The 25,907-nt window shown below is 59.7% G+C and carries 23 protein-coding genes; 13 read left to right on the top strand and 10 right to left on the bottom strand.

What is annotated here, in order from left to right; genetic code table 11:
* Positions 1 to 13 precede the first annotated feature (13 nt).
* The 3 genes from HK23_RS03735 to HK23_RS03725 form a co-directional block, all read right to left on the bottom strand.
* A complete protein-coding gene (locus tag HK23_RS03735; protein WP_086652917.1) occupies positions 14 to 631 on the bottom strand; it encodes a GNAT family N-acetyltransferase in 618 nt (205 codons plus the stop codon).
* Positions 632 to 648: 17 nt separating this feature from the next.
* Positions 649 to 1,536, bottom strand: coding sequence for an RNA polymerase sigma factor RpoH (rpoH, locus tag HK23_RS03730; RefSeq protein ID WP_086652916.1), 888 nt, complete (start codon positions 1,534 to 1,536; stop codon positions 649 to 651).
* A gap of 402 nt (positions 1,537 to 1,938) precedes the next feature.
* Entirely contained in the window at positions 1,939 to 2,913 is a 975-nt protein-coding gene (locus HK23_RS03725; protein WP_256940059.1) for an RluA family pseudouridine synthase, read from the bottom strand.
* 203 nt (positions 2,914 to 3,116) lie between these two features.
* Between HK23_RS03725 and HK23_RS03720 the strand changes: the two genes are divergently transcribed.
* Both HK23_RS03720 and HK23_RS03715 read left to right on the top strand, forming a co-directional pair.
* On the top strand, positions 3,117 to 4,205 hold the full coding sequence (locus HK23_RS03720; protein WP_086652914.1) for a FecCD family ABC transporter permease: 1,089 nt from the start codon (positions 3,117 to 3,119) through the stop codon (positions 4,203 to 4,205).
* Positions 4,202 to 5,017 carry an ABC transporter ATP-binding protein gene (locus HK23_RS03715; protein ID WP_086652913.1) on the top strand — a complete coding sequence of 272 codons (816 nt, stop codon included), beginning with the start codon at positions 4,202 to 4,204 and terminating at the stop codon, positions 5,015 to 5,017. Before HK23_RS03720 ends, HK23_RS03715 begins: the two co-directional genes overlap by 4 nt.
* 10 nt (positions 5,018 to 5,027) lie before the next feature.
* Here the strand turns inward: HK23_RS03715 and HK23_RS03710 are convergent, their stop codons facing one another.
* Positions 5,028 to 6,491 carry a protein adenylyltransferase SelO gene (locus tag HK23_RS03710; RefSeq protein WP_086652912.1) on the bottom strand — a complete coding sequence of 488 codons (1,464 nt, stop codon included), beginning with the start codon at positions 6,489 to 6,491 and terminating at the stop codon, positions 5,028 to 5,030.
* Positions 6,492 to 6,704: 213 nt separating this feature from the next.
* Here HK23_RS03710 and HK23_RS03705 point away from each other — a divergent pair, with 213 nt between their 5' ends.
* The 6 genes from HK23_RS03705 to HK23_RS03680 all read left to right on the top strand — a co-directional run bounded on the left by HK23_RS03705 (position 6,705) and on the right by HK23_RS03680 (position 12,471).
* Positions 6,705 to 7,802 (top strand): branched-chain amino acid aminotransferase, encoded by a 1,098-nt coding sequence (locus HK23_RS03705; RefSeq protein WP_063907230.1) that lies wholly within the window; start codon positions 6,705 to 6,707, stop codon positions 7,800 to 7,802.
* Positions 7,803 to 7,963: 161 nt separating this feature from the next.
* Complete coding sequence (locus tag HK23_RS03700) at positions 7,964 to 9,271, top strand: DUF1800 domain-containing protein (protein WP_086652911.1); 1,308 nt, start codon at positions 7,964 to 7,966, stop codon at positions 9,269 to 9,271.
* A 3-nt stretch (positions 9,272 to 9,274) separates the two neighbouring features.
* Positions 9,275 to 10,483, top strand: coding sequence for a DUF1501 domain-containing protein (locus tag HK23_RS03695; protein WP_086652910.1), 1,209 nt, complete (start codon positions 9,275 to 9,277; stop codon positions 10,481 to 10,483).
* A gap of 195 nt (positions 10,484 to 10,678) precedes the next feature.
* Positions 10,679 to 11,083, top strand: a complete 405-nt coding sequence (locus HK23_RS03690; protein WP_086652909.1) for a PadR family transcriptional regulator — start codon at positions 10,679 to 10,681, stop codon at positions 11,081 to 11,083.
* The gene (locus HK23_RS03685; protein WP_063907232.1) at positions 11,080 to 11,652 is read left to right on the top strand and encodes a DUF1700 domain-containing protein; all 573 of its coding nucleotides are present in this window, start codon (positions 11,080 to 11,082) and stop codon (positions 11,650 to 11,652) included. Before HK23_RS03690 ends, HK23_RS03685 begins: the two co-directional genes overlap by 4 nt.
* Positions 11,653 to 11,679: 27 nt before the next feature.
* A complete protein-coding gene (locus tag HK23_RS03680) occupies positions 11,680 to 12,471 on the top strand; it encodes a GIN domain-containing protein (protein ID WP_086652908.1) in 792 nt (263 codons plus the stop codon).
* A 71-nt stretch (positions 12,472 to 12,542) separates the two neighbouring features.
* On the opposite strand, the gene HK23_RS03675 is transcribed toward HK23_RS03680, so the two are convergent.
* On the bottom strand, positions 12,543 to 12,875 hold the full coding sequence (locus tag HK23_RS03675; RefSeq protein WP_086652978.1) for a DMT family transporter: 333 nt from the start codon (positions 12,873 to 12,875) through the stop codon (positions 12,543 to 12,545).
* A gap of 229 nt (positions 12,876 to 13,104) precedes the next feature.
* Between HK23_RS03675 and HK23_RS03670 the strand changes: the two genes are divergently transcribed.
* The 5 genes from HK23_RS03670 (at position 13,105) to HK23_RS03650 (ending at position 21,043) form a co-directional block, all read left to right on the top strand.
* Positions 13,105 to 14,553, top strand: coding sequence for a TolC family protein (locus tag HK23_RS03670; protein ID WP_086652907.1), 1,449 nt, complete (start codon positions 13,105 to 13,107; stop codon positions 14,551 to 14,553).
* 98 nt (positions 14,554 to 14,651) lie between these two features.
* A complete protein-coding gene (locus tag HK23_RS03665; protein ID WP_179193780.1) occupies positions 14,652 to 15,812 on the top strand; it encodes an efflux RND transporter periplasmic adaptor subunit in 1,161 nt (386 codons plus the stop codon).
* A complete protein-coding gene (locus HK23_RS03660; RefSeq protein ID WP_086652905.1) occupies positions 15,802 to 18,906 on the top strand; it encodes an efflux RND transporter permease subunit in 3,105 nt (1,034 codons plus the stop codon). Before HK23_RS03665 ends, HK23_RS03660 begins: the two co-directional genes overlap by 11 nt.
* Positions 18,894 to 19,562 carry a response regulator gene (locus tag HK23_RS03655; RefSeq protein ID WP_086652904.1) on the top strand — a complete coding sequence of 223 codons (669 nt, stop codon included), beginning with the start codon at positions 18,894 to 18,896 and terminating at the stop codon, positions 19,560 to 19,562. The genes HK23_RS03660 and HK23_RS03655 overlap by 13 nt, the downstream gene beginning before the upstream one ends.
* Positions 19,559 to 21,043 (top strand): sensor histidine kinase, encoded by a 1,485-nt coding sequence (locus HK23_RS03650; RefSeq protein WP_086652903.1) that lies wholly within the window; start codon positions 19,559 to 19,561, stop codon positions 21,041 to 21,043. The genes HK23_RS03655 and HK23_RS03650 overlap by 4 nt, the downstream gene beginning before the upstream one ends.
* Before the next feature lie 11 nt (positions 21,044 to 21,054).
* Here HK23_RS03650 and serS read toward each other — a convergent pair whose 3' ends face one another.
* The 5 genes from serS to HK23_RS03625 all read right to left on the bottom strand — a co-directional run bounded on the left by serS (position 21,055) and on the right by HK23_RS03625 (position 25,902).
* Positions 21,055 to 22,323: a serine--tRNA ligase gene (gene serS / locus HK23_RS03645; protein WP_086652902.1), complete on the bottom strand. Its 1,269-nt coding sequence runs from the start codon at positions 22,321 to 22,323 to the stop codon at positions 21,055 to 21,057.
* Between the two features lie 3 nt (positions 22,324 to 22,326).
* Positions 22,327 to 23,154 (bottom strand): twin-arginine translocase subunit TatC, encoded by an 828-nt coding sequence (gene tatC, locus HK23_RS03640; RefSeq protein WP_063907237.1) that lies wholly within the window; start codon positions 23,152 to 23,154, stop codon positions 22,327 to 22,329.
* Positions 23,151 to 23,828 (bottom strand): Sec-independent protein translocase protein TatB, encoded by a 678-nt coding sequence (tatB, locus tag HK23_RS03635; protein WP_086652901.1) that lies wholly within the window; start codon positions 23,826 to 23,828, stop codon positions 23,151 to 23,153. Before tatB ends, tatC begins: the two co-directional genes overlap by 4 nt.
* Before the next feature lie 92 nt (positions 23,829 to 23,920).
* The gene (scpB, locus tag HK23_RS03630; protein ID WP_086652900.1) at positions 23,921 to 24,868 is read right to left on the bottom strand and encodes an SMC-Scp complex subunit ScpB; all 948 of its coding nucleotides are present in this window, start codon (positions 24,866 to 24,868) and stop codon (positions 23,921 to 23,923) included.
* Positions 24,865 to 25,902 (bottom strand): segregation and condensation protein A, encoded by a 1,038-nt coding sequence (locus HK23_RS03625; RefSeq protein WP_086652899.1) that lies wholly within the window; start codon positions 25,900 to 25,902, stop codon positions 24,865 to 24,867. Before HK23_RS03625 ends, scpB begins: the two co-directional genes overlap by 4 nt.
* Between the last annotated feature and the right edge of the window lie 5 nt (positions 25,903 to 25,907).

The raw sequence follows: 25,907 nt of genomic DNA, 5'->3' as shown, positions 1-25,907 counted from the left end.
TGATGTTTTTTTTTCAGGTGCGCTGATATTTTTCCGTCAGGCACCAGTGCAGATGGTTCCGCACTGCGGGCCATTCTGCAGCGGTCACGCTATAGACGCAGGTGTCACGCAATGAGCCGTCTGGCATCCGCTGGTGGCAGCGCAAAATACCATCCAGTCTGGCCCCAAGGCGTTCAATAGCCCGGCGGCTCCGCTGGTTGAGGAAATGCGTGCGGAATTCGACAGCCAGACAGCCCAGTGTTTCAAACGCGTAAGCAAGCAGAAGCATCTTGGCTTCCGTATTGACGGGCGTTCTCTGCACACAGGCAGCATACCATGTGGACCCAATTTCCACGCGCGGTCCGGCCTTATCGATATTCATGAACGTCGTCATACCAACAATGCGGTTATCCGGCAGACTGACAACCGTGTAAGGCAGCATGGTGCCCTGCTGTTGCAGAGCCAGCCGCCGTTCAACCTCAGCCCGCATGGCCTCAGGTTTAGGCACCGAAGTGCACCAGACTTTCCATTGCTCTCCATCTTGCACAGCACTCTGCAAGCCTTCCACATGGGTGAGGGCCAACGGTACAAGCCGGACATGCTGACCGGTCAGAACAACCGGCGCGTCGGGGAAAGGATGGTGTGTCGTCATAAGAACTCAGGAGGGCCTTAGCCCTCCTTTGCTGCTCCACGACGCGCTTCGACTTCTTTCTTCATCGCGGCCTGAACTTTTTCAAAAGCCCGGACTTCAATCTGGCGCACGCGTTCGCGCGAGATACCATACTGATGCGCCAGATCTTCCAGCGTAGACGGCTCATCCGTCAGGCGACGTTCCGTAAAGATGTGCCGCTCACGCTCATTCAGCGTGCTCATGGCATTGGCCAGCAGAGCCTTACGGCCAGAAAGCTCTTCGTTTTCCGCGTAGGTTTCTTCCTGATTGACCTGATCATCCACCAGACGATCCTGCCACTCATTATCCTGATCAGCGCGCATCGGGGCGTTCAGGCTGTGGTCCGGTGCGGCCATGCGGCGGTTCATGCTCACCACATCCTGCTCGGACACACCCAGCGTAGTGGCAATCTTGTTGACCTGTTCAGGCTGAAGATCCCCGTCATCAATCGCCTGCATCTGTCCTTTCAGACGGCGCAGGTTGAAGAACAGTTTCTTCTGGGCAGCGGTCGTGCCCATTTTAACCAGAGACCAGCTATGCAGGATGTATTCCTGAATGGCCGCGCGGATCCACCACATGGCGTACGTTGCCAGACGGAAGCCTTTGTCCGGGTCAAACCGGCGCACGGCCTGCATCATGCCGATATTGCCCTCACTGATGAGTTCATTCACCGGCAGGCCATACCCGCGGTACCCCATGGCAATTTTTGCGACCAGCCGCAGGTGAGAGGTCACCAGTTTGTGCGCGGCCTTTACATCGCCCTTGTCTTTCCACAAATGGGAAAGACGGAGTTCTTCTTCCGGGGTGAGAAGGGGATATTTACGGATGTCCTGAAGGTATCTTGAAAGATTATTTTCAGGACCAACATTGATGACAGATGAGACCATCGACTGAGCACTCCTCTTAACTGGAAAGCTCCCTGCAGCGCCTCAGGTTCCGTGAAAATCTGATGGGCATTGCGTAGAGTTAGGCAAGTTTCCGGTTAACAAGCGGATAAAAGTTTATGTCCTCTTCCATCGCCCCCCGAATGGGCAGCGCGAAGGAAAAAACACCCGGTCCGACGGCCATATGGACATGTCGGAAAGGACGTTGACGGTGCGCCGGAATTATATTTCTGTCAAGAAAATCCCCGCAAACCCGCAGTTTGCTTAGGGCATAACTGTTTTCTGTCTCTCAGGCGCAGAGGCAGACTCGGAACGGGGTGAAAAGGACTGGCGTAGTTTTTGTGACGCATGAGGTGCCGGAAAGTTCCCGCCCGGTCTTTCAACGCATAGCCGGTTTGATAAATCTCAGACGATCACGGCTTTCTTTGGATTCAGCCCCAGCGCCTCACCCAGAGCCAGCATATCTTCCGGCATCGGAGCCTCAAACAGCATCTGCTCGCCGGTGCGCGGGTGTGTGAAGCCCAGTCGGGCCGCATGCAGGGCCTGCCGGGGGAAATCCAGCGCTGCTGCCCGCGCTGTGGCGGACAGGGCTTTGGCTGCTGCCGGAATGCGCCGCAGATAAACGGGGTCCCCCATCAGCGGGTGACCATTGGCCGAAAAATGTACCCGGATCTGATGCGTGCGACCTGTGGCCAGACGGCATTGCACCAGTGCTGCCCCCATCTCAAAAGCCTGCAAAGTGCGGTAGCGGGTAAGCGCCCATTTGCCACCATGGGTGACAATGGTCATGCGCTTGCGGTCGCGCTTATCGCGGCCGATATCCCCCTCATACTCCCCTTCCGCGGGCTGCGGACAGCCCCAGCAAAAGGCCAGATAGGCACGGTCTATTCGTCGGGCAGCAAAATCGGCTGAAAGCGCGAGATGCGCCTGCTCCGTTTTGGCCGCAACCATCAGGCCGGAGGTGTCCTTATCCAGCCGATGCACAATGCCGGGCCGCCGCTCCCCGCCAATACCTTTCAGGCTTTCCCCACAATGGGCAATCAGACCATTCACCAGTGTGCCCGTCTCATTCCCCGGTGCAGGATGCACCACAAGGCCGGCGGGTTTGTTGAGCACAATCAGGTCCGCATCTTCATACAGCACATCAAATTCCACGCGCTCACCTTGCGGCACAGCCGGTGTGGCGGGGGGAATTGTCAGAACGTAGGTCATGCCTGCCCGCACGCTCTCTGAGGGTTCTGTAATGGGAGCAGCATTGCCGGTCAGATGCCCTTCTTCAATCAGCGCTTTAACGCGCGAGCGCGACAATGTGCCGGACTGTGCAGCCACAAAGCGATCCACACGGTCCCCGGCATGCTCGGCGGCAGCACTAAAAACCAGAGAGGTGCCAGAAGAACTTCCGGCAGGCGTTGAGCCGGGCTGAGGCGTGCCGGTTTGCGTCAAAACTGTTCCACTTCTTTCAGGCGGGGCGGAGAGCGCGAGTAAAAGCCTTTTATCCTCTGCGGCGTCAAGAACGCGCAACACGGCAGCCCCATGCTGTGCGGATGGTTTTATCATAGCGCAACGAATGCTAGGCAGATGACATGACAGCCCTCCGCCCCTCCGGCTCCTCTCAGCCTTCCGGCACGCCGTCTCTGGCGCAGATCAGAGCTGCCTATCAGGCTTTGCTGGCCCGTCGGCTGAGCATTCTGGCCGTTCTGGGCGGGGCTATCCTTCTTTCTGTGCTGCTGGATTTTTCTCTGGGGCCTGCCGGGCTTTCCCCCGCACAGCTGATCCATACGCTCCTGCATCCTTCCACCGTGCCAGCAAGCCAGCGGATTATTGTCTGGCAGATCCGCCTGCCTTACGCGCTGATGGCGGTCTGCGTGGGGGCTGCCCTCGGGCTTTCCGGTGCTGAGATGCAAACCATTCTGGCCAATCCGCTGGCCAGCCCGTTTACGCTGGGCGTCTCGGCAGCGGCAGCCTTCGGAGCGTCGCTTGCTCTTGTGCTCGGGCTGCACCTTCCGGGCCTGCCCGATTCCTGGCTGATTGCTGGCAACGCGTTTGTCTGCGCCATTGGCTCGGTCTTTCTGCTCGATCTGGTCGGGCATCTGCGCCATGCGCGTACCAGCACAGTCGTGCTGTTTGGTATTGCGCTGGTCTTCACGTTTCAGGCGCTGGTGTCCCTCATGCAGTTTATGGCCAGTGAGGACGCGTTGCAGGATCTGGTGTTCTGGACCATGGGCAGCCTGACGCGCACCACATGGCCCAAGCTTGGCTTGCTCGCGGCTATGGGCGCACTTGTCGTGCCATTCTCTTTCCGGGCGGCATGGAGCCTGACAACCCTGCGCATGGGGGAAGAACGCGCTGCCAGTCTGGGTGTGAATGTGCCCCGCGTGCGCCGGGGAGCACTACTGCGAGTTAGCCTGCTTTCTGCTCTTGCCGTTTCATTCGTTGGCATTATCGGATTTGTGGGGCTGGTCGCACCCCATATTGCCCGGAGACTCCTGGGGGAAGATCATCGCTTTTATCTGCCGGGTAGCATGCTGGCGGGGGCGCTGATTCTCTCGCTGTCCTCTGTCACAGCCCGCATGCTGATCCCCGGCGTTATTATCCCCACCGGGATTGTCACGGCACTGGTCGGTATCCCCTTTTTCCTCAGCATCGTGCTGCGGCAGCGCGGTTTGTCATGACGTCGCGCCCCCTCCCCTCAGCCGGCCTGAGTGCCACACATGTCACAGTGCAATATGGCCGACGCACCGTGTTGCAGGACGTCACAGCTGGTCCCTTTATGCCCGGCACGGTCTGCGCGCTGCTGGGGCCAAATGGCAGCGGTAAATCCACTCTGATGCGCGCCATGGCAGGGCTGGTGCCCTCCTCCGCCTGTGTCACGCTGAATGGTACCGAGCTTTCCCGTATGAGCCTGACAGACCGCACAGCGCGCTGCCTGTATCTGCCACAAGCCCTCCCGGCTGCGGTGCATCTGCCGGTGCTGGAAGCGCTGATCGCTGCTCGCCAGACTGCTGGCCGTGCCCGCGCTTTTTCAGCCTCTGGCGGGCTGGAAGAAGATGCCATTCAGTCCGCGCTGGAAAGCCTCACTTTATTCGGCATTCCACAGCTTGCCATGCAGGCCATGGACGAACTCTCTGGCGGCCAGCGACAACTGGTCGGGCTGGCGCAGGCGCTCAGCCGCAAACCGCAAGCCCTGCTGCTGGATGAACCACTCAGCGCGCTGGACCTCCACCACCAGTTTGCCGTGATGGATATTCTGCGTCGGGAAAGTGTGGCCCATCAGCTTGTCACCGTGCTGGTGCTGCATGATCTGAACATTGCGCTGAACATGACGGACTTTGTAACAGTGCTGCACGACGGACAAATGGTTGCCTCCGGGCCACCGACCGCTGTGTTAACCCCGGAGCTGCTGCGGGATGTTTATCGCGTCCACGCCCGCGTAGAAGAAGGCGCGGACGGCAAAAAATTTGTCAGCGTGGACGGGATTGCGTGAGCCTCTTGGCTCAGGTTCCGCAAAACGTATAACGCACCCGTTCACTGGCTTGTGCCGGACGAGCATAGCCTTCTTTGCCCGGCTGATCGTCATAGGGACGAGTGCAGACTGCGAGCAGGTCTTCAAACTGCGCAAAATCACTATCTTCCACCGCCGCCTTAATCATGGCTTCAACCAGATGGTTGCGAGGGATAAAGGCGGGGTTCACCTGCTTCATGGCCGCAACACGCGTTGAAACGGAGTTGTCACTCTCCTGCGCCAAACGCTGCCGCCAGCGCTCCATCCATGGTCTAAACCCGGCGAGGGGTTCAGGCACATTCTTTCCGCTTATCGCGCCCTCAGAACTCAGGGCGCGGAAGGTTTGCGTAAAGTCCGCCTCTTCCGCCTGCATCGTCTCCAGCAAGCTGCGCAGCAGGCCGGTATCCTCCGGGTGTACCTTGGTCAGCCCGAGCTTGGCCCGCAAGCCTGCCAGATAGGTTTCCTGAAAACGGCCTTCAAACCTCCCCAGCGCCTGTTGCGCAACGGGAACCGCCTGCTCTTCATCATCAGCCAGTAACGGCAGCAGCGCCTCAGCAAGGCGGGTCAGATTCCACAGGGCCATGCTGGGCTGGTTGCCGTAAGCATACCGGCCGCGCTCATCAATAAAGCTGAACACCGTGGCCGTGTCATACTGCTCCATGAAGGCACAGGGGCCGTAATCAATCGTCTCGCCAGAGATGGCCATGTTGTCGGTATTCATCACGCCGTGGATGAAGCCTTTGAGCATCCACTGCGCCACCAGATCGGCCTGTGCGGCAATCACCTGTTCCAGCAACGCCAGATAGGGAGCCGGAGCCTGTGCGGCAGCGGGATAATGGCGGGCGATGGCGTAGTCAGCCAGCAGCCGCAGGCCAGCGATATCCTGACGCGCGGCAAAAAACTGGAACGTCCCTACCCGGATATGGCTGGCAGCCACCCGGGTTATCACAGCACCCGGCAGAGGGGTTTCGCGCATCACCTGCTCGCCGGTCGCCACAGCGGCCAGTGCGCGGGTGGTGGGGATCCCCATCGCGGCCATGGCCTCGCTCACCACATATTCCCGCAGCACCGGCCCAAGCGCGGCCCGGCCATCACCCCGGCGCGAATAGGCGGTGCGACCGGAGCCTTTCAGCTGGATTTCGCGCACGTGCCCGCTAGCATCCGTCACATCGCCCAGCAGCAACGCCCGGCCATCCCCCAGCTGCGGCACAAAATGCCCGAACTGGTGCCCGGCATAGGCCAGTGCCAACGGCTGCACCCCCGGCGGCATATGAGAGCCGGAAAGCATGGCAACCCCGTCCGGCCCGGACAGCCAGACAGGGTCCAGCCCCAGAGATTTGGCCAGCGGGACATTCAGTTTGATCAGTTGAGGCGCGGCAACCGGAGAGAGAGCAGCGGAGGCGTAAAAATGGTCAGGCAACTGGCTGTAGGTTTGCCGCAGGGAAAAGGAGGTCATGCAAAGGCCCTTCATGGTCACAGCCAGTGGGGAGAGGTCCGGGTCCGGCGCGCAGGAAACAGCCAGACCGCAAGCGTAGAGCTGATATGGGGACGATGGCCCTGCTCTGGCAACACACTTATGATCATGTTATTTAACCGCCACCATCGCAACAAACCCTGTCAATGCAGGCAGAGACGCACTGCACAGCAGGCCGCGGAGACGCCAGACGTTATGAGCACCCCTACCAAGACCGCTTTCCAGATTACGCCAAAAGCCGACCGGGTCTCCCCGGAAGAGCGGGCCGCCCTGCTTGCCAACCCCGGTTTTGGCCGCGTCTTTTCCGAACATATGGCCGTTGTGACCTATACGGAAGGCAAAGGCTGGCACACGCCGCAGATCCTGCCGCGCGGGCCGCTGACGCTGGACCCGGCTGCCTCTGTCCTGCATTACGCGCAGGAAATTTTTGAAGGCATGAAGGCGTACCGCGCCCCTAACGGTGAGGCCCTGCTGTTCCGCCCGGATGCCAACGCCCGCCGCTTCCGCCATTCTGCTGAACGCATGGCAATGGCGCAGGTGCCGGAAGAGCTGTTTCTGGATGCGGTGACGCAGCTTGTTACCATCGACAAGGACTGGATTCCGGCTGCCGACGTTGGCACGCTGTATATCCGCCCCTTCATGATTGCGACGGAAGCGGCTCTGGGTGTGAAGCCTGCTGCGGAATTCAAATTTCTGGTTATTGCCTGCGCCGCCGGGGAATATTTCTCCAAGGATGCCGGCCCGGTGAGCGTGTGGGTGGAAGAACGCACGGTACGTGCTTCCCGCGGTGGCACGGGTGAAGCCAAATGCGGTGGCAACTATGCCGCCAGCCTCACGGCCCAGATGGAAGCCAAAGAGAATGGCTGCCATCAGGTGCTGTTCCTGGATGCGGTTGAGCGCAAATGGATTGAGGAAATGGGCGGCATGAACATCGTGATGGTGTTTGATGATGGCACCATCCTCACGCCTCCGCTGGAAGGCACCATTCTGCGCGGCATCACGCGGGATTCCCTGCTGACACTGGCGCGGGACAAAGGCCTGACGGTGCGTGAAGAACCCTATGCGATTGACCAGCTTTACGCCGATGCCAAATCCGGCCACCTGAAAGAAGTCTTTGCCTGTGGCACGGCTGCTGTTGTGACCCCCATCGGCACGCTGAAAAGCGCTGAAGGCACATGCGTAATCAACGAAGGCAAAACTGGTGAAGTCACTACGGCGCTGCGTAAAGCCCTGTGTGACATTCAGTATGGTCGTGCGAATGATGCCCATAACTGGGTAAAGCGGGTTTCCTGAATTTCCGCTTCTTAGTTGCGCGTTTTTTAATCCCGCCCGGTACGTTTTGTCCGGGCGGGATTTTTTATAGAGTCATATCCCTGTCCAGATTTTGCCACATAGAGCGAGCAGCCTTTTAACAAGTCCAGAAACTCCCACTCACGGGACATCGTGAGGATGCCATGCAACTTGTTAGTGCAATCAACAGGTTTGGCTGGGGCCAGCGAGACGACTCGCCCTTAGATACGTCACTCCATGACTGGCTTTCACGTCAGCTGGATGCCCCTGATACAGCTGTATTCAGAAATGTTCGTTCCTGTTCAGAGGGCCTGATCGCGTTGCGGGAGCAGCGCCGTGCCAAAATGCAGGGCGACCCGTTGGTCACCCCGATTTTTCAGGCAGACGTCGCCGCCCAGCTGGATAACCTGCTTCTTACCGAACAACCTTTCCGTGAGCGGCTGGCATGGTTCTGGCTCAACCATTTTACAGTCAGCCTGCGTCAGGGCAGCACAAAGGCCGTCCTTGGCACGTATATGCGCGAAGCAATCCGCCCGCACGTTACGGGCCGCTTTTCGGATATGCTTCTGGCCGTCATGCGCCACCCGGCCATGTTGATGTATCTGGATAATACGTCTTCCATTGGCCCCAACAGCCCCGCCGGGCGCAAAAGCCATCACGGCCTGAACGAGAACCTGGCCCGGGAATGTCTGGAACTGCATACAGTCTCACCTGCCGCAGGATACAGCCAGACGGACGTCACATCTTTCGCCGCGATCCTGACAGGCTGGAGTATCGACATGAAGGCCGAACAGCCCGGCTTCGTCTTTCGGGAAAAAGCGCATGAACCGGGTGAAAAAACCGTCATGGGTCAAACATTTCCCGAAGGCGAGGATGGCGGCGTACAGGCTCTGCATTTTCTGGGCACTCATCCGGCAACGTACCGCCATATCGCCACGCAGATGGTCGGACATTTTATTTCCGACACGCCCGCGCCGCAGGATGTCAGCCATATTGCGTCCGTCCTTCAGAACAGTGATGGAGACCTGCGGGCAGCATCCCTTGCCCTTGCAACTCTGCACGACACAAACCGCACAGGCAGCAAGTTCCGCACCCCCATGGACTATGCCACTGCTGTCATGCGCGCACTCTCGTTAGGCGGAAAGCCCAGTCAGCCTGACGATCCACACTCCCCGGCCCACGTGCTTTACGCAGCTTTTTCCTCCCTCGGCCAACCCTTATGGAAAGCCCCCTTACCCAATGGCTGGAGTGACTCTGCGGCAGAGTGGAGCGCGCCAGCAGACATGCTGGCCCGTACGGACTGGGCCTGGAGACTAGCCGCGCACGTCCAGACCGGAGACCCGATGGAGATTGCCCATATCGCCCTGGGCCCGGCACTGCGTCCGCAAACAGAACTTGCCATGCATCACGCCGGCTCCCGTCAGGACGCGCTGACGCTGCTTTTTTCTTCACCCGAATTCCAGAGGCGTTGACCCATGATGATCCATCGTCGCACTGCCCTGCTAGGTCTGGCTGCAAGCTGGACACTCGGGCGTTCCTCTCTTGCTTTTGCCGGTCCTGCCGGCGGCCCGGACGACCCACGCCTTGTGGTTATTCTTCTTCGCGGCGCACTGGATGGCCTCTCGGCTGTCACACCGTATGGAGATGCTGACCTCAAAACACATCGGCGGGACCTTGTTCTTCCTGAACCCGGGCAGGAGGGCGGCCTTCTGGATCTTGGGGGCTTTTATGGGCTGCATCCTTCTCTTCAGACACTTCACGCCCTTTATCGGGAAGAACAGATGCTGCCTGTCCACGCCGTAGCCGGGCATTATCGCAGCCGGTCCCATTTTGAAGCACAGGATTATCTGGAAAGCGGTGCGGATAACCGCCTGAACAGCGGCTGGCTGAACCGCGCTGTTGCAAGTCTTCAGGGCAAGACAAACCGGCCTGATGGATACGGGCTGGCCATGGGGCTGACCATCCCTCTTTTGCTACGTGGATCGGCCCGGGTTGGAAGTTATGCGCCCGCAGGCAGCCAGCACCCTGGTGAAGATCTTTATCATCAGATTTCAGCTCTGAACGCTTCCGACCCCGTTACAGGCCCTGCTTTCAAAAACGCTCTGAAAGCACGAGGCTTTTCGGATGCCGCCATGACAGGGATGCAAACATCCTCCATATCCGGAAAACCCCACAAGCCCGATGCGTTCACTCAGCTTTCCACAGCCGCAGGGCAAATGCTGTCTACCCTCCATGGCCCGCGAATTGCCGCCCTTGAGATTGGGGGATGGGATACGCATGCGGCCCAGCTTGGCCGTTTAGGAAGCCCTCTCGCCCAGCTGGATCGCGGGATTGAGGCTTTGCGTCAAAGTCTGGGAGAGAACTGGAAACACACGGTTGTCCTCGCCATGACAGAATTTGGCAGAACCGTACGGATGAACGGAACAGGGGGCACGGACCACGGCACGGGCACGGTCACCTTCCTTGCCGGAGGAGCCGTCGCGGGAGGAAAAGTAGGAGGAACATGGCCGGGCTTACGCCCCAGCCAGCTTTTTGAAAACAGGGACCTCGCTCCCACAACAGACCTGCGTGCCGTTGCGGCAGGTGTTCTCTGCGATCATCTCCACCTGCCCCCACAGGCCCTTGCAACGGTGTTCCCCGGACCGAGGACAGACCCCATGAAAGGCCTGATAACCTCCGCCTGAAGGCGTTTCTTTCAGCCGACTAAATCCAAATTTGTTCCGTGCATGACGCTCAGGCAGACGCTGGAGAAAACTTTTCATAAACCACTACCTTGCAATGAATGGTTCTGGTTTGTATTGAATAGCTATCGACAGCCACCAGCGAGTCGTCTGCTTCTGCCAAACGCAGGCAGCAGGCCCCTCGGAACAGGAAAAACCGTGGAACCCAACCTTGTTCAGTTCAAGAAAGGCGTGCTGGAGCTGTGTGTGCTTGCCCTTCTCTCCCGGGCAGATTCATACGGTTATGACATTGCCAGCCGCTTGTCTGAGGCCATTGATATGGGGGAAGGCACCATCTATCCGCTCATGCGGCGGATGCAGAAAGATGGTCTTGTCTCAACCTATTTTGTGGAATCATCCTCCGGCCCACCCCGCAAATATTATGCGCTGACAGAGCATGGTCGCCAGAGCCTGAACAGCCAGCGGACGGCATGGACCACCTTTACAAAAGCCGTCCACGCCATTCTGGGTTCTGATGATGCTGCGCCCGCTTCCTCAGCCGAACCCTCTCCCCCCCAAACCACTCTGACGGTGCAGAAAACCGTAAGGAACACAAAGGCATGAACAGCAGACAGATGTTCCTGGACCAGTTGCGCGCAGGATTGAAAGGCCTGCCGCGTTCTGTTGTTGAGGATATTCTTGCCGAATATACCGCGCATTTTGACGAAGGTCGTGCCGCTGGTCGTTCTGACGGTGAGATTGCCGCAGCACTGGGTGACCCTGCCCGGCTGGCGCGGGAGGTGCGGGCCGAAACGGGTGTGCGCCGGTGGGAAGATGAACGCAGCCTGAGCAACGCGCTGGGCGCAATTGTGGGCATCCTCGGGCTGGCCGCACTCGACCTGCTGGTGGTGTTGCCTGTGCTGATGACGGTGGGCTCCGTGGACCTCGCGTTCTTTATTGTCGGGGTCTGTCTCTGTCTGGCAGGCAGCCTGATGCTGCCCTTTGCGTTGTTCAACATCTTGCCGGGCTTTGATGGAGACTGGCTTCAGGGCCTGCTGATCAGCCTTGGCATGGCCAGCGGCGGCGCTTCGATTGTGGCGGTGTGCGCACTGTTTACCATCGGGGTCCTTAATCTGCTCATCCGTTATGGCCGCGCCCATTACCGCCTGATTGCAAAAGCCAATCCTTCCTGATCCGCCTGTCCTTCAAGGAATTTCATCATGATCCGTGGCATCACAATGATCGCTCTGGGTGGCGCAGCCCTTTCTGCTCTTTGCTTTGGTACGGCAGCATCCCGCGGGCCAGTCATCTTCCCGGCCACAAAATGGACCGTTGACTGGACGGACACCGGGACCGCAGGCCCAATCCAGACCCGCACGCTGGACTGGCAGGGCAGCAATGCCCTCACCCTTAATCTGCCCGCACGCGTTATCTATAAGCAGGGAGACAAACCCGGCATAACCATCAGTGGGTCGGAAAGGCTGGTCGAGCGTGTCACCCTGAAAGACAACGTGCTGGATATGGCAGAAAACAAAGGCCACCATGTCCATTGGCGGAACAGTTCCCTCACCGTCACCATCACGGCTCCGGCCCTGAACAGCATCACGCTGAACGGCTTTGGCTCTCTGGATCTACAGGATTATCAGCAGCCGCATCTGGACCTCACCATCAATGGGGCCGCCAGCGTGAAAGCCCATGGCCATACGGACAGCCTCAAACTGGTTATTGATGGCGCGGCCTCTGTTAATTTGTCTGACATGACCCTCTCTGACCTCGATCTCTCCATGGACGGTGCCGGGTCTGTCAAAGCGGGTCCTACGGGACAGGTGAAAGTGTCTATTGATGGAGCGGGGTCCGTGAAACTCACCAATACGCCCCGCTCTCTGACACAGCATGTCGATGGGATTGGCTCTGTCTCGCTCCCACATGACGCAGCCAAGCCTGCCCCCGCAACTGCTCCGCAGCCCGATAAGAACAGCGACAGTGGGGAAAATGAGGATTTGTCCTTCTGAGCACAGAAGACTTATTGCACCGCAGCAGGCTGGCACCGTGTGTCAGCCTGCTTTTTTTATGGGATGTGCGCTCAGACGGACTTTGAGAGCAGGTTGATGACCAGCACCCCGGCCATGATGAGCGCGATACCCGCAAGCGCTGGCAGATCCAGAGACTGTTTGAAAACAGTTGCCCCGATGAGAGACACCAGCACAATGCCCACCCCAGACCAGATGGCATAAACCACCCCAACCGGAATGGTCTTGATGGGGAGAGACAGGAAATAGAATGCAACCCCGTACCCCAGCAAGCTGATGATGCCGGGCAGACGTTTTTCAAAACCATGAGACGCAGTCAGGCAGGAGGTTGCAAACACCTCGGCAATAATGGCCACTGCCAGATACAGATAGGGTTTACCGGGCACGCGTAACCTCACCAGACAGACAAAGATAAAAATAAAGACGCAGAATGCGCCGTGCGAACCCTGCCAGACAGCAGGGAAAACAGGCAAGAGCATGGCCTGAAAGGAATACGCTTCTCACGCCGTGTTCAGCTTCCTGTCAGGTTCAGGCTCTATGCAGGAGTTCCTCCTCACCTGGCTTGTGCCATGCCAGGGGGAGAAACCATGTTCAGACCAGGGTGTATGGTAGTTGATGAAGCCCTCTCGCTATTGCTTAGTTTTGCTGATGGCACTCAGCACTCCTTATCCAGCCTATGCTCAGAGTGTTTCTTCCTCACTCAGTGCGGACACATCCCCTCGTGAACGCCTCTCCTTCCCAGACGCCCTCGCCATGGCATGGGCGCAGGACCCGCTCCGCTCGGAACTAGGCACTAACCGCCGCTCTGCCGAAGCCCGGGCCAGAGCCGCCGGAAGCTGGTTTGCAGGTGGCCCTTCCCTTTCCGGCTCCTATTTTGATGACCACGCTATAGGCTCCAACCTTGGCTACACCACTTATGAGGGTGGGGTGAGTGTGCCGCTCTGGCTGCCGGGGCAAGGCAACGCCACCCGCAAACTTGCACGGGCGGATGCCGAGGCCGCCGCTGAACGCAGCAGTGCTGAGCATATGGCCCTTGCCGTTCGCCTTCTGGATGCGTCTGCCGCCGCCTTGCTGGCCCGCAAGCGCGTCGCCACCACACTGGCGCTGTCCAGTGCGGCAGCACGGCTGAGCGCGAACGTGGCCCGCGCAGCCCACACGGGGGAGATGACTCAGGCCGACCAGCAGATGGCGGAAGCCGCACTCGCCTCAGCCCAGACCGATGCCGCCATGGCGCAGGAAGACGCTCAGACGGCCACTGCCGGGCTGGTCGCTTTGCTGGGTTCCCCGGTTGTGCCGGACCTTCTGGCCTTTTCTGCACCACAAAGTGCTGAGCAGAAGCTTGTAGCCAACACGGTGGAAGAGAATGACCCGCGTGTGCGGACAGCGCAGAAAGAGACTGCCGCTGCTCGTGCTGATCTGGTTCTGGCCCGGCGCTCCTTCATGCCCAATCCGGAAATTGGCGTTGGGGCGATTCATGAAAAACAATATGGCAGCCCGTGGGATAACCGCGTGGGTGTGAACTTCACCATGCCTCTGCCCAGTGCCGTGCATAATGCGCCCTTGCTGGCCGAAGCCCGGAACCGCGTGGCGGCGGCAGAAACACAGGAGACACTGGCGCGGCGCATGGTGCGGCAGGAACTGGTACAAATCCGCGCGCGTCTGGCCTCAGCCTCTGCGGCGCTCAAAAGTGCACAGACCGCCGCGCAACAACTGGACCGCCGCGCGGATCTGATGGAACGCTCATGGAAGTTGCAGGAAAACTCGCTGGATGATGCGCTGCGGGCAAGACAGGCAGCCTATACGGCGGATCTGGTAAGAGATCGGGCCGAAATCCTCTGGCACAGCGCCATTCTGCGCGCCCTGATTGCCGCTGGCGCGATACCCGGCCTTGAGCAAACCCCTTCCTTACGGCCCCGGCAGCCTTCCGCACTGGTTGTGCCTGCAACAGCAGAAACTGACAGCATGAACAACGACGCTCCTCCGCACACCCGGCAACCCGGGGAAGCACTCCGTATTCCGGAGATGGTCTCCTCTCCCCGCAGCAGCGGCGCGCCGATGCCATGAGCAGGCAGCATCTTCAGTCCTCACGCACCAATGCCTCTGCCAACAGAACGTCTCTGTTTTATAACCGCTCATTTTTTCAAAAATCGAAATTTTCACACATGAAATCTCTTGCCGCAGTTCTGTTTGGCTTAACGCTTGTTCCCATGACGGCTCTGGCAGAAAGCACACCGCTACCGCCTCTCACACTCTCTGCTGAGGCTATTCGGAACGAGGGGATTCACGTCGCTCCTGTCACGCAAGGCACGCTGGCGCATATGCTGCCCGCTATGGCCCGTGTGCTGCCGGACACAACGCGCACTGTTACCATTCATACGGCAGGCGATGGGAAAGTGCTTTCTGTGCTTGTGTTGCCCGGGCAGGCCGTAAAAGCAGGGCAGCCTTTGCTGACGTATCAGAATCATACGCTGCATCTGGCCCGCCTGCAGAATGCTCAGACACGGGCCGCCCTTGCCGCCGCCAGCGCAGACCGCGCCAATGCGGCCGCTGCCTATGACCGGGCACGCGCGCTGGCGGGAACGACTGTCTCTGTTGGAGAAATGCGTCGACGGCTGGCTGTGCTGAAAGAAACACAGAATGCCGTCGCGACTCATGAGGCAGAACTGGGTGTTCTGTCCCACCGCCTGCAGGAAGAATACACCTCCCCGACGGAAACACATGGTTCGGATGAAACCTCGACCATCATTTCCCCCATGGACGGGACCGTAACGCAGGTTGAGACTGCGGTGGCTGCGGATGTCACCCCGCCTGTGCCGCTCCTGACAGTCAGTGACACCGCCCATGTCTGGGTTGTGTCTGACGTGCCGCCACAGGATGCGCAACGCGTTGTGCCGGGGGGCAGACAGGAGACGTTTTTTGCATCTTCTGAGGACACACCACAGTCCCCTCCTCTGCTTTCGACCATTGAAACCATTGATACCGCGACCGACCCGACAAATGGGCTGGTACGTGTGCTCAGCCGCGTTGCCAATCCTGCCGGGCAGTTACGACCCGGCACGATGCTGAACAGCCTTTTGCAAACCACCCAGACGGGCTCTGGCCTTATTGTGCCCGCGCAGGCTGTTCAGACTCTTGGAGAGCAGACAGTCGTCTTTGTACAAACTGCACCAGACCATTTTCAGCCGACCCCTGTGCGGATTGGCATGGAGGAAAACGATAAAACCCTTGTACTGTCAGGCCTGAAAAAGGGCGATCAGGTTGTCAGCGATGGCAGTCTGGCACTGAAAGCCATGGTGCTTCTGCCCGGCATGGATGCGGATTAAGCCCGTGCGGACATTTTTTGAAAAACTTAATCAGGCCCGCTTTCTGCTGCTGGCCTTTCTGGTGCTGCTCATGGCGGGGGGCTGTGTTGTGCTGTCCGGCCTGCCGGTGGAGGCTGTGCCCGATATCTCGCCCCAGCAGGTGCTGGTCTCTGCCGTAGCCCCCGGTCTGGCGACGGAAGAAGTTGAAAAACTGATTACCTTTCCAGTGGAAAGCAGCATGGCCGGCATTCCGGGCGTTAAGGATTTACGCTCAGTCTCCCGCTCCGGGGTCTCGGTTGTTTATGTCCAGTTTGAGGATAGCTCCGACATCAATCTGGACCGCACCCGTGTGAACGAACGCATGGCGCAAGCCCGCACACTGCTGAGCATGCCCGGTGTCACCCTGAACATGGGGCCACTAACTACCGGCATGGGGGAAATTTTCCAGTTCCAGCTCAAAGGCCACGGTCTGTCGCTAATGGAGCTCAACCGCCTCATGAACTGGACCGTGGCCCCGCAGCTCAAGCTGGTGCCCGGGGTAGCGGAGGTCAATATTGGCGGCGGCGCAGAAGAAACATGGGAGGTCACGCTCGACCCGGCCCGCCTGCTCGCCTATGGCCTCTCCGTAGGCGATGTGTATCGGGCCATAGATGCCAGCAATGCAGCAGCAGGCGGCGGCTGGATTGAGCACCATGCGGAACAGCAGGTGGTGGCCGGGCGCGGACTTTTACGTTCCCTCAAGGATTTTGGGGCAGTTACCGTCAAAACCGGGCCGGGCGGCACCGCCATTCGGCTGCGGGACCTTGGCCGCATCAGCACCGGGCCGCGCACCCGACTGGGAGCCGTAACCCGCGACGGAAAAGGGGAAATCGTCACCGGCGTGGTGATGATGGAAAAAGGGGCAAGTTCTGATGCCACGCTGGCAGGCATCCGGGCCGCTTTGCCTGCCATTACGCAATCCCTCCCGGCAGGCGTCACACTGGCCCCGTATTATAATCGCGCCATGCTCACCAACCGGACCATTGCAACAGTACGCGAAAATCTGCTGATTGGTGCAGCACTTGTTGTGGCCGTTCTGCTGGCAGTCATTGGCAATCTGCGCGCATCGCTCCTGATTGCGTCCGTTATTCCATTCGCGCTGGTCTGCGCCATGACGGGTATGCGGGTATTTGGCATTTCCGCCAACCTGCTCAGTCTGGGTGCCATTGATTTCGGCATGATTGTGGATAGCTCTCTGGTGGTCGTGGAGCATGTGCTCAGCCGCCGGTTAAAGGAACCTGATCTACCTTTCGGCACGCTGGTCCGCTCCTCCGCAGAACAGATTGTCCGGCCTGTCAGTTTTGCCATTCTGGTCATCATCATGGTCTACCTGCCCGTGCTCACGCTGGAGGGTATTGAGGGCCGGATGTTCCGCCCCATGGCGCAAACCGTCATCATGGCGCTGGCAGCCTCCCTGCTTTACTGTCTGGTATGGATCCCCATCCTGTGCGTCTCCGTGCTTCGCACTACAACGGTGCCGCATGAAACCCGGCTGATGGCATGGTTGCGCAGGCATTATCTGCCGTTGTTTTCACGCTGTGCGCGCAGGCCACGGCTGCTTGTTGGCGGTAGCCTTGGCGTGTGCCTGCTGGCTGCCGGACTGGCCATGACGTTAGGCAGCGAATTTGTGCCCCAACTGGAAGAAGGCGCGCTGACACTCACTGCCACGCGCCTGCCCAGTACCGCGCTGCAAACCGTTCTGGCGTCCGTCCGGCAACAGGAACGGCTGATCAAAAGTTTTCCGGAAGTGGAAACAGTTATCAGCAATACCGGCACCGGCGCAATCCCGACGGACCCGATGGGACAGAACGAAACCGACAGCTTTATCTTGCTCAAGGAACCCCGTACCGGACGCTCGCAGGCAGAGCTGGTCGCCGCCATGAACAAGACCCTTCAGGAGAACCTGCCTGACGCCCTCTATTCCTGGAGCCAGCCGGTGCAGATGCGGATGGATGATCTGCTCTCCGGCGTGCGCACCCAGATTGCAGTGTCCGTTTATGGGGATGACCTGCCAACCCTCAGCCGCCTTGGGGGGCAGGTTGTCAAAGCCCTTAACAGCGTGCGGGGTGCTGCCGATGTGATGGCCCCGGATGATGGCACAATTCCGTTCCTGCATATCGACGTGAACCGGGAAAATGCAGGCCGCCTGAATGTGCGTGTGCAGGATATTCTGGATATGGTGGAAGCCATAGGCGGCCATATCGGACGGCCCGCAACCGCTGATAATGCCATTATTGCCACGCAGGCCCACCTTGACCCATCACAGACACACACCCTTGCCGCGATTGGTGACCTGCACGTGCCGCAGGCGGACGGACGCGGGACAGTCCTGCTCTCTCAGGTGGCTGATATTCGACAACAGGACGGCCCCCCGCGCATTAGCCGGGACGGCATCCGTCGGCGCGTGGTTATTCAGGCCAATGTGCGCGGACGAGATCTGGCCTCCTACGTGGCCGAGGCCCAGAAAGCCGTGCAACGCACCGTTACCCTCCCGCATGGCTATACCATGCGCTGGGATGGGCAATTCCGAAACCTTCAGTCTGCGTCAAAACGGCTGGCCATTGTTGTACCCGTCGCCCTCACTCTGATCTTCCTGTTACTGGTTGCAGCCCTTGGCACGGTGCGGCTGGCGCTTCTGGTGTTCTGCAATCTGCCACTGGCGGCCTCTGGCGGGATTTTTGCGCTGGTATTGCGCGGGCTTCCCTTCAGCATTTCTGCAGGTATCGGGTTTATTGCGCTGTTTGGTGTGGCAGTGCTGAATGGTGTGGTGCTGGTCAGCACCGCCGAGCAGATCCGCCGCCGGGGTGTGGATGCCGTGCGCGCCGGATTTACCGCCGCCAGAGAACGCTTCCGCCCCGTTATGGCAACGGCTCTGGTGGCCAGTCTGGGCTTTTTCCCCATGGCATTTTCCGCCTCTGCCGGGGCGGAAGTAGAGCGTCCGCTGGCCAGCGTGGTCATTGGTGGGCTGGTGACGTCTACCCTGCTGACATTGTTTGTTTTGCCTCTGCTCTATGCGCGTTTTATGAAACAGAAGACCCGCCCGAAAGAGGACACTGAGCCCGCATGCGTATCCTGATTATGGAAGATGAACCCCATCTGGGTGCCGCCGTGCAGGAACGGGTGCGGCAGGCGGGACATACGGTGGACTGGTTCACCACGCTGGAAGATGGCCGCGCCGCTCTGGCCACTGTGCAGTATGATGTGCTGCTGCTGGACCTTGGCCTACCCGATGGCAGCGGCCGCACGTTGCTGCGGGAAATCCGCCAGACCAGTTCCCCTCTGGCCGTACTGATTACCACAGCGGAAGATCAGGTCAGTGACCGCATTGCCGGACTTTCCGACGGTGCAGATGATTATCTGGCCAAGCCCTATGATCTGGATGAACTGGTGGCCCGGATTGCCGCCGTGGGCCGCCGCTATCGTCCGCTGATCGATAACCGGTTAAAAGTCGGCGATATCGACATTGATCTGGAACGCTCCCGCCTGACACGGGATGGACAGGTGATTGACCTGACAGCACGGGAATGGGCGCTGGTAGAACTGCTGGCCCGCCGGCCGGGTGCAATCTGCTCGCGTGAGCGGATAGAGGATGCGCTTTATACTCTGGAAGAAGAAGTTGGCAGTAATACCATAGAAGTTTTTGTCAGCCGGGTACGCAAAAAACTGGGGGCGGACATTATCCGCACCGTGCGCGGGCGTGGCTATTGCCTTGAGCAGCCCGCAGCCCCATGACCGCGCCCCCGGACAAACCTGTACGTCCCTGGCGGCTGGCGACACGGCTGATCCGTGGCGTAACGGGGGTCGTCATTGGCTGTCTGGCCATTGTCACTTTAATGACAGCCGGTTTTACAAAATACGAGATCACAGAACGGCTGGATGACTCCTTGCAGGAAGTCGGAGAACGGCTGCAATTTGCCGTGCTGGCCCTGAACCAGCAGGGGCCGGGACATGATGTCGCGCATCTGTCCGATATCAAACCCACATCTCTGGCTTATCAGATTACCGATGCCGCAGGCCATGTTCTGCTGCGCTCTTCCAACGCCCCCGCTGTCCGTTTTACCGTGCCGCTGGCCAGCGGGTTTTACATGCTGCCGCAATTTCGGGTTTATGTGGCACCCGCCGCACAAGCGGACCGGTTTATTCTGGTAGGTGAGCCCCGTCTGCACCGCACGCAGGCCACAAACAAAGCTATCCTGATTGCCGTGCTCCCCATTATCGGCTCGGTGCCCTGCATCTGGCTCCTGGTGATCTGGATTGTACGCCGGGGGCTGCGGCCGCTGGTCCGCCTGCAGGATGAAATCCGGGAACGCGGCAGCGGCAATCTCAAGCCTGTGCCGGAACTGGCCCTGCCTGTGGAACTCTCCACCATTCAGGTTGCCGTTAATTCTCTGCTGGAGCGTTTGCAAAAAGCACTCTCTGCAGAACGTGCTTTTGCCGCCAATGCGGCGCATGAACTCCGCAATCCTATAGCCGCCCTGCTGGCACAGGCTCAGATGCTCCGTGCTGCCTCCCTGCAAAAAACTGCTGGGAGTTCCGCGGCAAAACCAGAAAGCCCCTCTGCTCAGCCCCCGGCAGACACCACACAGCGGCTGGACGCGCTGATCAGCCAGATCCATCGCCTGAGCCGGACTGTTGAAAAACTGCTGCAACTGTCACGCGCCGTCGCAGGGACGGCCTTGCGGCGAGATCGGTTTGACCTGCTGCCCGTGCTGCATGTGGTGGCGGATGAACTGGACCGGCCCGACCATGCCTGCCCACGCATTGTGATTGAAACGGACGACCTGGCACATCTGGATGTTCTGGGAGATCTGGATGCAGCGGGCATCCTGTTCCGCAATCTTCTGGAAAATGCGTTACGCCACAGCCCGCAAAAGTCCACCGTGCAGGTGCATGTCACCGCCAGTTCCGCCATTCCGGCATGCTGCGTAACAGACGCGCCGGCTGCCACGGGGCAGGCTCCGACCATTGAACACAGCGCCTGTGTCACGATTAAAAATAGCTGCCCGCCCCTTGCCCCGGAGCTGCTCAACCGCCTGACAGATCCATTTGTACGCGGCAATGCCAGCACGGAAGGCAGCGGGCTGGGGCTGGCCATTGCACGAACTATCGCCCGGCAAATGGCCATCCGGATGGACTTATTCTCCCCTATCCCCGGCCAGAAAGACGGGTTTATGGTGCAACTGACGTTTCAGAAAGCCCCTCCCCGCGGCTGAGGAAAAGGCCGTTAGCCGATCCGTTCGAGACCGCCCATGTAGGGCCGCAGAACTTCCGGCACCGTGATGGAGCCATCTTCATTCTGGCCGTTTTCCATCACCGCAATCAGCGTACGGCCTACGGCCAGACCGGAGCCGTTCAGCGTATGCACAAACACCGGAGAGCCACCCCCCTGCGGGCGGAAGCGGGCATTCATGCGGCGGGCCTGAAAGTCCCGTGTGTTGGAGCAGGAAGAAATTTCACGCCATGCGGCCTGCCCCGGCAGCCAGGCTTCCAGATCAAACGTCTTGGCGGCCCCGAACCCGGTATCACCCGCACACAGCAGAACCCGACGATAGGGCACTTCCAGCTTTTCCAGAATTTTTTCAGCACAGCGCGTCATGCGCTCATGCTCTGCTTCACTCTCTTCCGGCGTGGTGACGGACACCATTTCCACTTTTTCAAACTGATGCTGGCGCAGCATGCCGCGCACATCCCGCCCGGCAGACCCGGCTTCACTACGGAAGCACTGGCTCAGCGCCGTCATACGGCGGGGCAGCGTGTGGGCATCCAGAATGTCCCCGGCAACAGAAGCCGTCAGCGGGACTTCTGCCGTGGGGATCAGCCAGCGGCCATCTTCCGTGCGGAAGGACTGATCGGCAAATTTAGGCAGCTTGTCCGTGCCGTACATGGCGGCGTCATTCACAAGCACCGGCACCTGCGTTTCTTCGTAGCCGTTCTCATCCGTGTGCTGGTCCAGCATGAACTGGCCGAGTGCGCGAGCCATACGGGCCAGCGCACCACGCAGCACCACAAACCGCGCACCGGAGAGTTTGGAAGCCGTGCCAAAATCCATCAGGCCCAGCGCTTCCCCCAGTTCAAAATGCTGGCGGGCCGTAAAGCTGAACTCACGCGGCGTGCCCCAGACATGCTGGACCACATTAGCCGTTTCATCCGGGCCTTCAGGCACGGAGGCATCAAGACGGTTGGGCAGGCTGGCCAGAATTTCGGCCGTCTGGCCTTCCAGATCAGCCACGCGCCGTTCCAGGATTTCCATCTCGGCGCGGATCTCAATGCCCTCGGCCTCCAGCACGCTGCTGTCTTCCCCGGTGCGTTTCAGAGCGCCAATTTCACGCGCCAGCGCCTTCCGACGGGCCTGTTTTTCCTGCAGAGCGGTTTGTGCCTGACGCCGTTCTTCATCCCATGAGACAAGCTTCTGCGCGACAGGGTCGATCCCGCGGCGAGCGAGATCGGCATCAAAAGCGGCAGGGTCTGCGCGCAGCGCGCGGATATCATGCATGGATCAGGAAGCCTCTTCCTCTGGAGTGGTCTCTTCAGACAGCGGGTCCAGCTTGGTCTTGGGTTCAACAAGCCGGGCTGCCAGAATGGAAATTTCGTAAAGAAGGACAAGCGGCACCGCCAGCCCTATCTGGGTAATGACATCCGGCGGCATCAGAATGGCGGCGATTACAAACGCCCCCACAATGGCATACCGACGGAAGCGTTTGAGCATATCGGCAGTAACAATCCCCACCCGTGCCAGCAACGTCAGCACCACCGGCAGTTCAAACGCCACCCCAAACGCCATAATCAGCTTCATGACCAGCGAGAGATATTCAGACACCTTGGCCTGAAGCTCAATCTGCACGCCGCCGGAACTGCCCGGTGTCTGGAAGGACAGGAAAAACCGCCAGGCGATGGGGAAAATGAAGTAATATGCCAGCGCAGCCCCCAGCAGGAACAGGATGGGCGTTGCAATCAGAAAAGGCGCAAAGGCCCGCTTTTCTGACCGGTACAAACCGGGGGCAATAAAAATCCACGCCTGAATGGCAATAATGGGGAAGGACAAAAACGCCGCCCCGAAAAATGCCACGCGGATATAGGTAAAAAAGGCCTCATACAGCGCCGTATAGATCAGATGCGGCTGCTCACCCTGCTGCCGCATGATCTCGCCCAGAGGACGCGCCAGAAAGAGATAGATGTCACCCGCAAAATGGTAACACAGCGCAAAACACACCAGAAAGGCCGCACCGGACCATAAAAGCCGGCGACGCAGTTCAAGCAGATGGTCAATCAGCGGCATGGGCTGATCGTGAATGGGATCATCCTGCAGGGGTTCGTTCTCCTTCATAGCCCGCGCCCGGCCTCCATGCCGTCAGCCGCCTGCGCAGGATGTTCGCCACCCGTCGCGCCCGGCACGGCTGGCCCCGGAGCAACCCGGCGCTGCCCGTGCATCAGCCGCACCGGGGGCAGAATGGCAGGCGGGAAGAGCCTAGCGCGTTCCTTGACGATCCGCCTTACATGATTGGGCGGCAGTTCCGCCGGGGCATCCACCACTTCATCTTCAACCAGCGGATTGAGGTCATCCAGCGCATTCCCACTGACGGCAGAAGGCGGCAGGCTAGGTAGGCCAACGCTGCGCTCTTCCAGCATGGCGGTGGAACCCTCTGTCGTGCCGGCAACAGCCGTCGGACGCGGTGGCGTATCCAGTCCGCGCGGGCCGACGGGGCGAACACCGGGCGGTTCATCAAAAGATCGCGCCAGCGTGCCATCCCCATCAATGGCTTTCATGATGCGGCCACGCACGTTCAGGTTGCGCAGATCCCGCACATGGTCGCGCACTTCCGTCAGATCCGCCTCGCGCACCATTTCATCCACGTGCGACTGAAACTCGCCCGCCAGCTTGCGTGCTTTTTTGACAAACCCGGCTAACCCCCGGATGGCCACAGGCAGATCCTTCGGGCCAATGACGACCAGCGCCACCGCCCCTATCAGCGCAATTTCCGACCAGGCAAAATCAAACATCCGCAGGACCACCCATCAGCATAAAGTGGGAGCTGGACAACAGACCTCCCCATCCATGCGTCTCTCTTGCACGCGCAGACGCCGCAGATCTATCACGACCGCCCCGGCTCGGAAACAGTTCCTGCTCCGGCATCTGCTTCCGGCTCAGCGGATACGTCATCAGGCTGAGCTTCCGCGTCCGGTTCCAGTTCAGCCTGAGGAAGGACGATCTCTCCTTCAGCCGGGGTTAGATCAGGGTCCGTTTCAACCCGATCACTCTCTGTACTGCCACCGGGGAGAACAGACTCATCCGCACTTACCGAATGCTTTTCAGTCGCGTCCTGCTCTGAAGAGGTATGCTCAGCGGCATCCTGCGCGGGCTTTCTGCCGGAGGTCAGCGTATCCGGCACATCCACCAGAAGTTCTTCCCGGCGGGGCAGGTCAGACAAAGCACGCAGGCCGAAATGCCGCAGGAAATCAGGCGTTGTGCCCCACAGCACCGGGCGGCCCGGCACTTCCTTGCGTCCACGCGGAGCAATCAGGGACGCCTCAATCAACGTATCCAGCACGTTCTGCCCGAGGCTAACGCCGCGAATTTCTTCAATTTCCACGCGGGTGCAAGGCTGGTGATAGGCAATAATCGCCAGCGTCTCCATGACCGCACGCGGCAGGCGACGCGGTTTTTCAAGCACGCGAGTCAGAGCAGGAGCCAAATCTGGAGCGGTGCGGAACTGCCAACCACCTGCCACTTCCACCGGCATGACACCCCGTCCCTCATACCGTGCGACCAGCGCCACCATCACCGCTGCAACAAACGCCCCCAGATCTTCAACACCCTCTGGCACCAGCTGCCGTAACTCCAGCAATTCCGCCAGACGCCGGAGACTGACCGGCTCGGTGCCTGCAAAAATCAGCGCTTCCGCCAAACGCACGGCGTCATCTGGCACAGTAAGCGCTGCCTCTCTCTCTTGCAGGTCTACCCCAGACAGAGCGGCTATAATCTCCGGGGTATCAACTACCCCTTGTGAGGCTTGCGGGATCGTCTCAGATTCTTCGCTCATGGGGTCTCCCTGCCTGTGCGCCGCGTCCTGCTTCCGGCCTTGTCATCATGCGCGGCGGACGTAGCACTTCCCTGCACGGCCTCACCGTCCTTTGGCTGCGAGCTGGCCGCTACGTCGCCCTCTGAATGAACGGCCTCTTCGTCCGGCAAAACGTCCTGTTCCTCATGCGGGCGCAGGAGAATTTTGCCGAAGGTTTCATCCTGCCGCAGTTCCAGCCGACCGCTTTTTGCCAGCTCCAATCCGGCAATCAGAGTGCCGGCCACAGCGGCTCGTCGCTGGCGCATGGCTTCTTCCCCCACGCCTTCTTCAGGCAACTGCTCCGGCAAAAAGGCGTCCAGACTGTTCCAGCCCGGCGGGGTTTTGCCCAGCAGGCGCGTCAGGCGGGAAAGCGCATCCTGCACCGTCCAGAACCGGATGGTGCGCGGCGCATAAATCCGCTTGCGGGCGGTACGCCGCATGGCCGCCATATAGGCCCGCATGAGTTGCGGCATATCCAGCGCCAGACCGGAGCGGTCAATTTCAATCAGGGTTTCACTCTCACCGCGGGCAAACACATCGCGCCCCAGCCGAGGCCGGGCATCCAGCCAGCGGGCCAGTTCCGTCATGCAGGCCAGCTCAATCAGCCGTTCCTGCAAAAGCTCGGCGGCGTCTTCTCCCTCTGCCGCCAACTCATCTTCCGCTGGTAACAGCAGGCGGGATTTCAGCCAGGCCAGCCATGCGGCCATAACCAGCCAGTCCGCCGCCAGCTCCAGCCGGACTTTGCGGGCGGATTCCACAACGGCCAGATACTGTTCCACCAGTTGCAGGATGGAAATGCGGGACAGATCAACCTTTTGCGCCCGCGCCAGATCAAGCAGCAGATCAAGCGGACCTTCAAACCCATCCAGACACAGCAAGGGTACACGCGGCACCCTGCCCTCCGCGTTCGCATCCGCGGTGGCCGGAACAGACGCACCGGAAGCCTCTGCCGGTTCAGGCAGAGGTTCCGATGTTTCCAGCTCTGGCACGCTGGCAGGCGGCTGCGCGGCATCCATGGTGT

This window comes from Acetobacter malorum (assembly GCF_002153605.1).
GTDB lineage: Bacteria > Pseudomonadota > Alphaproteobacteria > Acetobacterales > Acetobacteraceae > Acetobacter > Acetobacter malorum_A.
This window is presented reverse-complemented; position numbering and strand designations above follow the sequence as displayed.